This window comes from Microbacterium sp. SORGH_AS_0454, from assembly GCF_031453395.1.
GTDB lineage: Bacteria > Actinomycetota > Actinomycetes > Actinomycetales > Microbacteriaceae > Microbacterium.
The window spans coordinates 1659185-1671335 of record NZ_JAVIYS010000001.1 but is presented as its reverse complement, the minus strand read 5'-3'; the positions used below and the strand labels follow the sequence as shown (position 1 = coordinate 1671335).

Below are 12151 nucleotides of genomic sequence, written 5' to 3'. Positions count from 1 at the left end.
CCCTCCGCCACCCGTGGGCGGCATTGTGGCTCCGCCGCCCGCGGGCGGCACGTGGAGCGGCGGGGCGGGCGAACCCGCCCCGCCGCCGGGTGACTCAGAGTCCGACGTCGGATGCCTTCAGGAAGCCCGAGTCGATGAGCTTCGACTGCACGTCGTCCTTGGTGACCACCTCGGGGGTCAGCAGGTACGAGGGGACGACCTTCTTGCCGTTGTCGTAGGTCTTGGTGTCGTTGACCTCGACCTCCTTGCCGTCCTTGATCTCCTGGATCATCGTGAAGACGCGGTCACCGAGGGCACGGGTGTCCTTCCAGACCGTCATCGACTGCGCACCGTCGAGGATCGCCTTGACGTTGGCCTTGTCGGCATCCTGACCCGTGATGATCGGGTAGTCGGCGCCGGGGGTGTAGCCGGCCGACTTCAGCGACGCCTCGATACCGATGGCGAGGCTGTCGTTGGGCGAGAGCACCACGTTGACCTTCTTGCCGTTGCCGTAGAACGACGAGAGGCGGTTGTCCATCTCGGACTGCGCCTTGTCGGAGGCCCAGCCCTGGATGCCGATCGACGCCCAGGCGTCGTCGTTGGCGGGCGACTTGCCGCTGGGGACGACCAGCTGGCCCTTGTCGACGTAGGGCTTGAGCACGTCCCACGCGCCGGCGAAGAAGAACTTCGCGTTGTTGTCGTCGGGGCTGCCGGCGAAGGGCTCGAGGTTGAACGGGCCCTTGCCGTCCTTCAGACCGAGCTGCGTCTCGATGTACTGGCCCTGCAGGGTGCCGACCTTGTAGTTGTCGAACGTGGCGTAGTAGTCGACGTTCTCGCTGCCGTTGATGAGACGGTCGTAGGCGATGACCTTGGCGTTCTGCGACTTGGCCTCCTGCAGCACCGGGCCGAGGGTCGATCCGTCGATCGCGGCGATGACGAGGATCTTCGCGCCGCCGGAGAGCTGGTTCTGGATCTGGCTGATCTGCTGGTCGGTCTTGTTGTCGGCGTACTGCAGGTCGACGGTGCAACCGGCATCCTGGAGCTTCTTCTGCAGCTGCTCGCCGTCGTTGATCCAGCGTTCGAGGCTGCGGGTGGGCATGGCGATTCCGACGTTGCATTCGGTCGCGCCGCCGCCCGCGGCGTCTCCTCCGCCGTCGGCCGGACGGGTGGAGCTGCACGCTCCGAGACCCACGGCGAGTGCGGCGATGGCCGCACCGGTCAGGATTTTCTTCAGCATGTGATCTGCGTTCCTCTCTGAACAGCAGGGATCCTTCGATCCGTACCCGCGCCCTCCCCGGCGTCGGATCGGGTACGTCTTCGTTCCCGGCACTCTGGCCCGTCGAATTATGACGGCTCCGAAAAAATATCCACCGGAGGGGGTTTTGTCTATAGCCGCGTCAAAATTCGTGCGGGCCCGTGATCCGACCGTGACGGAACGGTCGTCGAGCCGCTCTCAGCGCGTGTCGTGGTCGACGCCCGACCACAGGTCGCCGCACTCGACGAGCTGCGCGTCCTGCGCGATGAGGTACGGCCGCGCGCCGATGTCGCCCCGGATCGAGGCCGCCACGGGCGCCCAATGATCGCGGCCCAGGAGCACCGGGTGACCGGGCGCCCCGTCATAGGTCGCCTGTGCGAGGGCGTCTCTGCGCGCGCCGCGTGCGACCCGAGCGACGGCGGATGCCGGGACGTCGGGGGTGTCGACGGGCAGCACCACGACGGAGTGGGAGGGCCCGGATGCCAGCGCTTCCAGCCCCGCGCGCAGCGACGCCGCAACGCCCGTGGCCCAGTCCTCGGCTCGAACGACCGAGACCCCGGTGGGCACCAGCGCCGTCGCGGCGTCGGCCTCGGCACCGAGCACGACGGTGACGTCGTGGCACCCGCCCTCGACCAGCGCGCGGGCGACGAGCGCGATCCAGGGTGTTCCGGCGCGGGTGCGGGCGAGGGCCTTGGGGCCTCCGAAACGCCGTCCGGCCCCGGCGGCCAGCACGAGGCCCGACACGGTTCCGAGGGGTGCGGCGGGCATGGTCACGACAGCGTAGCGTGCGCGAAACACGCCCCGATTACGGTCACATCCATGCTCGAACTGGCCGCCGACCTGGTGCCGCTGCTCGACGCGGGCGTGCCCGTGGCGGCCGTCACGGTCACCGCGGTCGTGCGCAGCGCACCCCGCGGGGTGGGCGCGACCCTCGCCGTCACGAGGGACGCCCGGGTGATCGGATCGATCTCGGGAGGCTGCGTCGAGAACGACGCGGTCATGCTCGGCCTCGACGCCCTGCGCACCGGAACGATCCGCCGCGCGCGCTTCGGCTTCGGCGAAGACGACGCGATCGCCCCGATCGCCGCCGGCCTCGCCTGCGGTGGGGCCGTCGACGTCGTCGCCTACCGGGTCGATGCGGCGCACCGACCCGCGCTCGAAGCGGCCCGAGACCGGCGCGAGGCGACGCTGCACCTCGATCTCGGCACCGAACAGCCTCTCGTGCTGCACCGCCCGGCTCCTCCGCGGCTCATCATCCTCGGCGCGGGAGAGCACGCGGCCGCCCTCTGCCGCCTCGGAGCTGCCGCCGGTTTCGCGATCACCGTCTGCGACGACTGGGCACTTCTGGTGACCCGCGACCGCTTCCCCGACGCGACCGAACTGGTCGTCGGAGCACCCCACGAGGTCCTCGAGACCCTCCCCTCCCCTGATGCACGCACCGCCGTGTGCGTCCTCACCCACGACGAGCGTCTCGATGTTCCCGCGATCCGCGCGGCGCTGCGCCTGCCGGTCGGTTTCGTCGGGGCGATGGGGGCTCGCGCCACCGTCGCGCGTCGGGCGGCTCTCCTCCGCGCCGCGGGCGTGACGGATGCCGAGCTCTCGCGCCTCCACTCCCCTCTCGGCCTCGACCTCGGTGGGCGCTCCCCGGAAGAGACGGCCCTGTCGGTCATCGCCGAGATCGTGGCATCCCGGAACGAGGCCGACGCCCGACCGCTGCGCGAGGCCGCCGGCCCCCGCCTGCACGCGATCGCGAGCGGCGTGGACTCGTGTGCTGCGAGGAGCGCATGAGCGTCGTCGTCGTCCGCGGCGCCGTCGCCGTCGTCGAGGGCTCCGGGCGCGTGCGCGAGGGAGACGTCACGATCGTCGACGGGACCGTGGTCGCAAGCGCCGACACGACGGATGCCGAGATCATCGACGCCACCGGCTGCGTCGTCACGCCGGGACTGGTCAACGCCCACCATCACCTGCTGCAGACGGCGTTTCGCACGCTGCCGGGCACGCGCGGCATCCCGATGCGGGAGTGGCTCCCGGCCATGGCGGCGGCGTACGCCGAGGCGGGTGTCGACCCGGAACTGACCGGGCTCGCCGGTCGAGCGGGTCTCGCCGAAGCGCTGCTGTGCGGGGTGACCACCGTCGCCGACCACCATCTGACCTGGCCCGCCGACGCCGACACCGTCGCGATGGCCCGAGCGGCGGCGGACGCCGCGACCGACCTCGGCGCCCGCCTGGTGTTCGTGCGAGGGGCGGCGCGCGACGACCCGCAGACCGCGGCCGCTTCGGCGGAGGCCATCGTCTCGGCCCTCGTTCCGGATCGTGCGGGCGGCGTCTCCGCCGACGGGATGCTGCAGGTCGCCGTGGGACCGGCCGGCGTGCACAGCGACCCGCGCGAGACGTTCGAGCTGCTCGGCGAGGTGGCCCAGCGCCACGGCCTGCGCCGACGCACGCAGGCCAACGAGGTCGTCGATGTCGAGATCGCCGTCTCGCGCTACGGGAAACGCCCCCTCGATCTGCTCGAGGAGTGGGGCTGGCTCGCTCCCGACGTCACCCTCGCGCACCTGTGCGCGGTGACCGACGACGAGATCGCGCGGGTCGCGGCAGCCGGAGTCTCCGCCACCCACGCTCCCGGGTGCGACGTCCCCATGGGCTGGGGCGTGGCGCCGGTGCGGCGCCTGCTCGACGCCGGCGTCGCCGTGGGCCTCGGCACGAGCGGCGGCGGCAGCAACGACGCGGGGCACCTGCTCGCGGACGCGCGCCTGGCCATGCAGGTCTCAGCCCTGGTGGGTCCGCAGGTGCCGGCATCCGACGTCCTGACGATGGCGACCTCGGGATCGGCCGATGGGCTGGGTCGCCCCGAGCTGGGGCGCCTGACTCCCGGCTCGGCGGGCGACCTGTGCCTGTGGGACGTCTCGGGCATCGCCGACGCCGGCGTGGCCGACCCCGTGGCGGGGCTGCTGTGGGCCGCTCCCGGTCGACGCCCGCGGACCGTCCTCGTGGCCGGACGCGTGGTCGTCGACGCGGGCCGACTGGTGCGCGTGGACGAACACGAGGTCGTCGCCCGACTGTTCGAGAGGGTGAAACGATGACCACCATGGCCCCGGTGATGGATACCCCCAGCAGCGATGAACGCCTCGGCGCTCACCTGCGTGGGCTGCGCAAGGCGCGTGGGCTCACGCTCACCCAGCTCGCCGAAGCCGCGACCCTGTCGCACCCCTTCCTCAGTCAGCTGGAGCGCGGTCTCGCGCGCCCGAGCATGGCGAGCCTGGAACGACTCGCCCGGGCCCTGGGCACCAGCCGCGTCGAACTGCTCGCGGGGTCGGAGCCGCCGCGCGCCGACCACGATTGCGAGCCCTCGTTCGTCGCGGCCGACGAGGGCGTCATCGGCCCGTACGCCGAGGGAACCGCCCGGCTGCTCGCCGAGGGTCCGCGCCGGTTCGAGCCCCTCGAGTTCACGGGGTCGAACTCCGCGCCCGGCGACCACTACGTCCACGAAGAAGACGAGTTCCTCACGGTGCTCGAAGGCTCGATCGTCATCTCGTTCGGTGGCTTCGGCGGCTTCGGCGAGCGCACCCTGCGCGTCGGCGACTCGGTGTACTGCCGGTCGGGTACCCCCCACCGGTGGCACTCGCCGGACGGCTCGACGTACCGGCTGCTCATCGTGAAAGAGCTCGTGCACGGCGGTGGCGCCGATGACGCGGTCGAACAGGAGGACGCGTGAGCGCGGGAGTGACGTTCGAAGCCATCGTTCGCGAGCGACGGGATGCCGCGGACGGCGTCGTCGTGCTCGACCTCGAGCGCGCGACGGGCACACTGCCCCACTGGTCACCCGGAGCGCACATCGACGTCGTGCTGCCCGGCGGGATCGAACGGCAGTACTCGCTGTGCGGTTCGCCGGCCCAGCGCGGCACCTGGCGCATCGGGGTCCTCCGCGAGCGCGAAGGATCGGTGTGGTTGCACGAGAACGCCCGGGTGGGGTCCACCCTGCGCGTCCGCGGCCCCGCGAACCACTTTCTCTTCGCGCCCACCGCGGGCCGGTCGTACGTGTTCGTCGCCGGCGGGATCGGCATCACCCCGATCGTGCCGATGATCGAGGCGGCCGAGGCGGCCGGCGCCGAATGGACGCTGCTCTACGTCGGGCGGTCGCGCACGACGATGGCTTTCGTCAGCGAGCTCGAGGCGCAGTACGGCTCCCGCGTCGAGGTGTACGCGGCCGACGAGGGACGACGACTCGACCTCCCCGCTCGCCTCGGCACGCCCGCGGCTCGCACGGTCGTCTACGCGTGCGGACCCGCCCGTCTTCTCGAGGCCCTGGATGCCACGATGTCGGTCTGGCCGCGCGGGAGCCTGCACGTCGAGCGTTTCGAGGCCAAGGTGCTCGGGCCACCCGTCTGGACCGAGCCGTTCGAGGTCGACCTGATGATGTCGGGGCTGACGGTGACGGTGCCGCCGGAGCGCTCGGTGCTCGATGTCATCGAGGAGCAGGGCATCGTCGTGCCCTCGAGCTGCCGCGTCGGCACCTGCGGCACGTGCGAGGTGGCGGTGGTCGACGGCGACATCGAGCACCGCGACTCCGTCCTCTCCCCCGAGGAGCAGGATGCCAACCGCTCGATGATGCCGTGCGTCTCGCGTGCGGCGTGCGCGCGGATCACGCTCGAGCTGTAGCCGGCGTGCGAGAGAATTCGTTGCCAGAATCGTTATGTGAACCCTCACAATTCCTGTGGTGGAGTCCTCGCGGGATGGACGATACTGATTCCGCAAGCTGACTGACTCGCGGAGAACGCAGCACTATCGGGTCGTCGAAGAAGACGTCCAGGGAATGCTTCGCTCGCCGGTCAGCGGGACTCTCGGCTACCCGCCGGCGGCCCGTTGCTTCTCTCACGGTCGCTCTCTTGTGCCCCTTACACACCCCGACGACGATGTCCTGGTGCTCGCCCCCGGCGAGTGGAGGACCCGAGGTGCGGCTCTCCCCTGCGCGCTTCGACGTCGTCTCAGACCGAGAGTTGACATGAGAAGCACACTCCGACGTCTCCTGGCGAGCGCCCTCGCCTTCGTCATCGCCCTCACAGGGCTCACGCTGGCCGGGACGCAATCCGCGTCCGCCGCCGATCCCTACTCCGCCTACCTCCTCGTCCATTTCACCGGTGAGTCATCGCAGGGAGAGCAGATCTATCTCTCCGCCAGCACTGACGGGAAGTACTGGAACGATCTCAATAACGGTCAGCCCGCCCTTCTCTCGACGGTCGGGACCAAGGGGGTGCGCGACCCCTCGATCGTGCGCTCTCCCGACGGAAGCAAATTCTGGATCGTCGCGACCGATCTCCGCATCGCCAGCGGAAGCGGCTGGGGCAACGCCATCGACAACGGCAGCCGCAACATCGTCGTCTGGGAGTCCTCCGACCTCGTGAACTGGTCCGCGCCGTGGCTGCTGAACGTCGCCGGTGCGATCCCCGACGGCCGCAACGCGTGGGCGCCGGAGGCCATCTGGAACCCGGCCACCAACTCGTACTTCCTCTACTGGGCCACGAACTCCACCCTCAACGGCGTGGTGACGCACCGCATCTGGGGCGCCAACACGAACGATTTCCGCTCCATTTCGACGCCGCAGCTGTACATCGACCGGGGGAGCCAGAGCATCATCGACACCCAGATCGTCGAGCGTGACAACTCCACGGGCGGCTTCAGGTACTACCGCGCCTCCGGTGACGGGCAGATCACCATCGAGGGAAGCAACTCCATCCTCGGGTCGTGGACCTACGTGGGCGACCTGCGCGGCCAGGGACTGACCGGCTCAGACGTCGAGGGACCCATCCTGTTCCGCTACAACGGCACGACCCAGACTTTCGGCATGTTCGTCGACCAGTACGCGACGGGCCGTGGGTACCTCCCCCTGGCCACCACCGACATCACGTCGGCTGCCAACTGGAAGATCCGGCCGCAAGACTCCTACAGCATGGGCGCGACGACGAAGCGGCACGGCTCCGTGCTGCAGATCACGTCCGCCGAACTCGAGCGCCTGTCCGCGAAGTGGCCGTCGGCCGCGAAGCGCATCCAGTCGTACAACTTCGAGGACCGTTTCGTGCGGCACTCGAACTTCGCCGCTCGAATCGACCAGGGTGTCGCACCGTACGCGGACTCGCAGTGGGTTCTGCGCTCGGGTCTCGCCGACGGCTCGAGTGGAACGGTGTCGTTCGAGTCGGTCAACTACCCCGGGTACTTCCTCCGCCACTACGGGTTCGAAGTGCGTCTCGAAAAGAACGACGGCAGCGCCGCTTTCGCTTCTGACGCGACGTTCCGCCGCGTCGCCGGTCTGAAGGATTCGACCGCGACGTCGTTCCAGTCCTTCAACTTCCCCGACCGGTACGTGCGACACTCGGCGTTCGCGTTGCGCGTCGACCCCGTCACGACGGACACCGACCGGCAGGACGCCACCTTCCGCGTGGGCTGAGTGACGAAAGGGTCGGCGCGGTCACCGTCAGAAACCTCACCCCGACGGCGCCGACCCACCCGTCGCGGCCCTCACCCCGCTCGACGAGCTCAGGCGCCGAACGCCGAGAGGCGGCATCGAAGGTGCAGAATCCACCGCGATCATGTCGCGAACGGTGGGTCCACCCGCAGAACGCGCTCGAGTCGTTCCAGTGTCTCTCGGCGGTGCGAGGCGACGATGACGGTCGCATCGACCTCGGCGAGGACCTGGGAGATCGCCCTCTCGGTCGCGGGGTCCAGGCTTGCGGTGATCTCGTCGACGATGAGGATCCGCGGCTCGCGGCACAGCGCTCGGGCGAGGGCGAGCCGCGCGCGCTGGCCTCCCGAGAGGCGGACGCCGTGCTCACCGAGCTCGTCGTCGAGGCTGATCCAGTCACGCGCGCCGACGCGATCCAGAATGCCGACGAGTTCCGCGTCCGATCGACCCCCCGTGCCCCGCAACAGGTTCTCACGCACCGAGCCGTGGAACAGACGTGCGTCCTGCTCGACGACCGCTACCGCGGCGCGGAGGTCTTCCTCCGACACCTCGCGGAGCGGCATCCCCCGCACTTCGCCATCGACGAGTGCGATCTCGCCGCCGTCGGGGTCCCAGAGCCGTGCGGCGAGAGCGATCACCGTGCTTTTGCCCGCACCGGATGGCCCCGCGATCCCGACGTGCTCGCCCGGGTGCACCTCCGCCGACCAGCGGCGCAGCACGCGCGTGCGATCGTCGTACGAGAACTCCACATCTCGGAAACGGATGCCGAGCGGCCCGGCCGGTAGGGGACGAGCGTCGACCACCGGAGCGACCACCGGCGGTCGACGCAGTCCCGCGTCCACTCTCGCCGCACTCGCGACGAGGGGGTGCAGCTCCGAAAGGGTGTGCGCCGCGTCGGCGATGGCCGCGACCCCGGCGACGGCGAGCGCGACGACCGCCGGGGCCAGCGCCGCCGATCGGGCGTCACCGACGCCTCCGACGATCAGGGCCGAGGCGACGACACCGACGAGGACACCGGTGAGGATGAGTTCGCGCGACCCGTCGATGATTCCCGAGAGGAGCTCGCGGCGCCGAGCGGTCCGGACCGAGCGCCGCGTCCCCTCGACAGCATCGGCGACGACACGGTCCTGCAGCCCGTAGGCGAGGATCTCGCGTAATGCTCCGAGCGCATCCACGAGTCGCTCCGAGAGGCGCTCGCGCTCGACCTGCTCCTCCTCGCCGACGCGACGCGCCGCGCCCGCTCCCGCCCGCGCGGTGAGCGCGACGAGGACGGCGCCGGACACCATGACGAGGGCGGCTGCCGGCATCAGGGCCGCAGCGACCCCGAGGGCCGCGACGAACAGGGTCACCGAAGCGCCGATCTGCGCGAGGGTGTGCGCGTAGAAGAACTCGAGCTTCTCGATGTCGGTCATCGCCACCGATGCCGCTCTCCCGGAGTGCTCGCGACGGCGGGCCGGGACGCTGCGCGCGTAGGCGTCGAACAGCGCGACCCGCAAGCGGGCGAGCACCCGGTAGGCGAGGGCATGCGAGACGTCCATTTCTCGCCAGGTGAGCAGCGTCCGCAGCAGCACGAGCACGACCATCGCGACCCACCAGACCGCCGGCGGCCACGCCCCGTGGACGACGGCGCCGCCGACGCCCAGGGCCGCGAGCACCCCGATCGCCGCGAGAGCGAGCAGGCTCGTGGTGGCGAGGACGTAGCTGCCGACGATGCGCCGCCACTCGGGCCGCAGCGGAGGGATCAGGCGAGCCAGGACCGACGCCGTCCCGCCGCTCACGACGCCGCCTCCACGAGGACGCCGCCCTCGAGAACGTGCACGTGAGCCACGCGGCGGAGCGCCTCGGGACGGTGGCTGATCATCAGGACGATGCGGTCGGTGGCGACCCGCTCCAGGGTTTCTGCGACCAGTTCTGCGTTCGCGTCGTCGAGGGCGCTCGTGGGCTCGTCGACCAGAAGGACGGGTCGACGGGCCAGGAGGGCACGGGCAAGGGCGAGCCTCTGTCGTTGCCCCCCGGAGAGACTCGCCCCGGCCTCGGCGACGGGCGTGTCGAAGCCTCCGGGCAGGGCGCGGATCTCCGCGAGGATCCCGGCATCCGCACAGGCCCGCTCGAGCTCCCCCTCCGCCGCTCCGAACAGGTCGATGTTCTCGCGGATGGTCGCCGCGAACAGGACGGGGCGCTGAGAGACCACCGCGACGTCCTCGGGGCGGAGAGGTCGTCCGTCGAGCTCGACGCTCCCCCGGTCGGCGGGGAGGAACCCGAGCACGAGATCGAACAGCGTCGACTTGCCGGCTCCCGACGGGCCGATGATGGCGTGCACCGCGCCACGCTCCGCTCGGAGGGACACACCGTTCAGCACGGGCGACTCGGCTCCGGGATAGCGGTACGTCACGTCGGAGATCACGATCGCCGCCCCGGCTGCGTCCGCCGGAGAGTCGGATGCCGGGTGTCGGCGTTCGCTCGAGCCGGTTTCGGCGAACGCACCGAGTGTGCGCAGCCCGGGAACCGCGGTGAGACCGAGGAACCCCGCGTGCCAGTGACGCGAGAGCTCGCGAACCGGCCGGAACGCTTCGGACGACAGCAGCAACAGCACGTACACCTCCGTTGCCGGCGCTCGCCCTGTCAGCACGTCGACGATCGCGACCCCCGCGGCGAGCACCGTCCCGGCTTGGATCGCGAGATCCGTGATCGCCGTCTCCGCGAGCGACGAACGCATCACGCGCTCGGTCGCCCGTCGCAACGCCTCCGAGCGCGTGTGGAGGCGCTCGCGCGTCGCAGGAACGTCGCCCAGTGCGCGGAGCGTCGACATACCCCGAAGTGCCTCGAGCAGGTCGCCGCTGAGAGCCTCGTACGTGTCCCAGTGCGTGAACCCTCGGCGCGCGAGCATCTTCTTCCACGCCATCGGCCCGAGCACCGCGAGCACGAGGGCGAGGGCGATTCCCGCGGCGAGCGCCGGAGACAGCGTTGCGAGCACGATGACGACGCCGATGCCGCCGACGGCGAGCTGAGCGACCGCGGGAATGTACTTCGACACGTAGGCCTCGGTGCCGTCGATTCCGTCGCCGAGCGTCAGTCGGGTCGAGCCATCGCGCAGGGAGATGTCGTGGAGTCGCTCCGGCGCGAGCACGGCGGAGACGGCCCGCGCCCGCAGGGCTTCGCGCACGCACCCGCCGAGACGTACGGCGGCATCGCGCTGGGCGAGGCCCAGCAGCAGGCGCGCGACACCGAGTCCGAGGATGACGCCGATCCCGAGGAGCGCGCGTCCCGCGTCGGCCCGCACGAGGGCCGACAGGGCGACCGCGAGGGAGACAGCCTGCGCGACGTACGTCGCGAACACCAGGAGCTGCAGCAGGACGCTCGCGGCGAGGAGTCGTGGACGACGCCACGCCTCGCGCCAGAGTGCGGGGACGATCATCATGGGCGGTCTCCTGGGGAGTCGAGGAAGGCGAGGGCGTGAAAGACCCACCGGTTGCCCTGGGCGGCGAGACCGGAGACGGAGCGGGTGGCTTCAGCGCGCAGCGCCGCGGCATACGACAGGCGGGCAGCCGCGAGATGGCCGGCCCACAGCGCCCGGACGAGCACAGCGGGCGAGGACGGCACCGGAACCGCCCACGACCGGACCGCTGCGGCGCCGCGGACCCACGCCTGGCCGGACGCGCGGGCGACCGCCTCGACGATCGGTGTCGGGCCATGGGATGCCGCTTGCGCCAGGAAGCGGTCGGGGTGGGGCGAACGCCGTCGGGCGAGGGCGTCGACGGCCCCGTCGACCATCTCGGGGCACAACGGCACGTCGAGGGCGACGAGCGGGATCTCGGGGGCAAGCCCCAGACCGGTCCACGCAGACGCCTGCGCTGCGCGAGGCACGGCGAGCAGCGCGCGAAGAGACGCGGACGGACCGTATCTCGTGATGGTGGGGCGCCCCCCGAGGACGAATTCGACGGCAGCGAGTGCGTAGGCGGCGTCGGCGATCCACAACGGCCACGCGCGGTGTCGGTATCTGCCGAACGATCGTCCGGGCTGCACCGTGAAGACGAGCGTGGCTGTGTCGGCTGCCGCAGCCACGCCGCCGGACCATCCCGCGCGGCGCTCGGTTTCGGGATCTCTCCGGCGGGCGACGCCACGCTCGTGGTCGTAGACCCAGCGCGAGCCGCCGACGACGAGGTGCGTCTGTACGGGGTAACACGCCCCCGCGGAGGGCACCGGGCGACGAAGGATGCCGGTCTCGGTGCCGTCCGATGCGCGATGCGGCTTCCCCGGGCGCCACAGCGCCTCGGCCAACCCGACGAGCGCTGCTCCGGGATTCCCCGCCACCGCACCGGCGTGATGCCAGGCGTTGACACGCGGTCCCGGTGGACGCGGCTCCCCCGGCGGTTCCCTCGTGAGCGCGCGTGCGAGCGGCCCTTTCACGAGGGCGTCGTCTTGCGGGGCAACGGTCGGTCGCGGATCGATCACGTCATCCG

10 protein-coding genes are annotated in these 12151 nt (G+C 71.0%); 5 read left to right on the top strand and 5 right to left on the bottom strand.

The window, feature by feature from the left end; genetic code table 11:
- Positions 1 to 94: 94 nt before the first annotated feature.
- Together chvE and QE454_RS07745 are read right to left on the bottom strand one after the other, a co-directional pair.
- On the bottom strand, positions 95 to 1216 hold the full coding sequence (gene chvE, locus QE454_RS07750; protein WP_210072522.1) for a multiple monosaccharide ABC transporter substrate-binding protein: 1122 nt from the start codon (positions 1214 to 1216) through the stop codon (positions 95 to 97).
- Between the two features lie 216 nt (positions 1217 to 1432).
- The gene (locus tag QE454_RS07745; RefSeq protein WP_210072523.1) at positions 1433 to 2002 is read right to left on the bottom strand and encodes an NTP transferase domain-containing protein; all 570 of its coding nucleotides are present in this window, start codon (positions 2000 to 2002) and stop codon (positions 1433 to 1435) included.
- Between the two features lie 51 nt (positions 2003 to 2053).
- Between QE454_RS07745 and QE454_RS07740 the strand changes: the two genes are divergently transcribed.
- The 5 genes from QE454_RS07740 (at position 2054) to QE454_RS07720 (ending at position 7676) form a co-directional block, all read left to right on the top strand.
- Positions 2054 to 3022 carry an XdhC family protein gene (locus QE454_RS07740; protein ID WP_210072524.1) on the top strand — a complete coding sequence of 323 codons (969 nt, stop codon included), beginning with the start codon at positions 2054 to 2056 and terminating at the stop codon, positions 3020 to 3022.
- Positions 3019 to 4317, top strand: a complete 1299-nt coding sequence (locus QE454_RS07735; RefSeq protein WP_307456357.1) for an amidohydrolase family protein — start codon at positions 3019 to 3021, stop codon at positions 4315 to 4317. The genes QE454_RS07740 and QE454_RS07735 overlap by 4 nt, the downstream gene beginning before the upstream one ends.
- Positions 4314 to 4949, top strand: coding sequence for a helix-turn-helix transcriptional regulator (locus QE454_RS07730; RefSeq protein WP_307456360.1), 636 nt, complete (start codon positions 4314 to 4316; stop codon positions 4947 to 4949). Before QE454_RS07735 ends, QE454_RS07730 begins: the two co-directional genes overlap by 4 nt.
- Positions 4946 to 5893 (top strand): PDR/VanB family oxidoreductase, encoded by a 948-nt coding sequence (locus QE454_RS07725; RefSeq protein ID WP_307456362.1) that lies wholly within the window; start codon positions 4946 to 4948, stop codon positions 5891 to 5893. Before QE454_RS07730 ends, QE454_RS07725 begins: the two co-directional genes overlap by 4 nt.
- 343 nt (positions 5894 to 6236) lie before the next feature.
- Complete coding sequence (locus tag QE454_RS07720) at positions 6237 to 7676, top strand: glycoside hydrolase family 43 protein (protein ID WP_307456364.1); 1440 nt, start codon at positions 6237 to 6239, stop codon at positions 7674 to 7676.
- A 140-nt stretch (positions 7677 to 7816) separates the two neighbouring features.
- On the opposite strand, the gene QE454_RS07715 is transcribed toward QE454_RS07720, so the two are convergent.
- The 3 genes from QE454_RS07715 to QE454_RS07705 are packed head-to-tail and all read right to left on the bottom strand — an operon-like array spanning position 7817 to position 12143.
- Entirely contained in the window at positions 7817 to 9469 is a 1653-nt protein-coding gene (locus QE454_RS07715; RefSeq protein ID WP_210072529.1) for an ABC transporter ATP-binding protein, read from the bottom strand.
- Positions 9466 to 11109, bottom strand: coding sequence for an ABC transporter ATP-binding protein/permease (locus tag QE454_RS07710; protein WP_307456371.1), 1644 nt, complete (start codon positions 11107 to 11109; stop codon positions 9466 to 9468). The genes QE454_RS07715 and QE454_RS07710 overlap by 4 nt, the downstream gene beginning before the upstream one ends.
- Positions 11106 to 12143, bottom strand: a complete 1038-nt coding sequence (locus QE454_RS07705) for a hypothetical protein (RefSeq protein WP_307456373.1) — start codon at positions 12141 to 12143, stop codon at positions 11106 to 11108. The genes QE454_RS07710 and QE454_RS07705 overlap by 4 nt, the downstream gene beginning before the upstream one ends.
- Positions 12144 to 12151: the final 8 nt, after the last annotated feature.

Bases quoted from the DNA above. Each gene is read 5' to 3' on its own strand.
- QE454_RS07730 (WP_307456360.1), top strand. From the start codon at position 4,314: ATGACCACCATGGCCCCGGTGATGGATACCCCCAGCAGCGATGAACGC.
- QE454_RS07735 (WP_307456357.1), top strand. From the start codon at position 3,019: ATGAGCGTCGTCGTCGTCCGCGGCGCCGTCGCCGTCGTCGAGGGCTCC.
- QE454_RS07720 (WP_307456364.1), top strand. From the start codon at position 6,237: ATGAGAAGCACACTCCGACGTCTCCTGGCGAGCGCCCTCGCCTTCGTC.
- QE454_RS07740 (WP_210072524.1), top strand. From the start codon at position 2,054: ATGCTCGAACTGGCCGCCGACCTGGTGCCGCTGCTCGACGCGGGCGTG.
- QE454_RS07710 (WP_307456371.1), bottom strand. From the start codon at position 11,109: ATGATGATCGTCCCCGCACTCTGGCGCGAGGCGTGGCGTCGTCCACGA.
- chvE (WP_210072522.1), bottom strand. From the start codon at position 1,216: ATGCTGAAGAAAATCCTGACCGGTGCGGCCATCGCCGCACTCGCCGTG.
- QE454_RS07745 (WP_210072523.1), bottom strand. From the start codon at position 2,002: ATGCCCGCCGCACCCCTCGGAACCGTGTCGGGCCTCGTGCTGGCCGCC.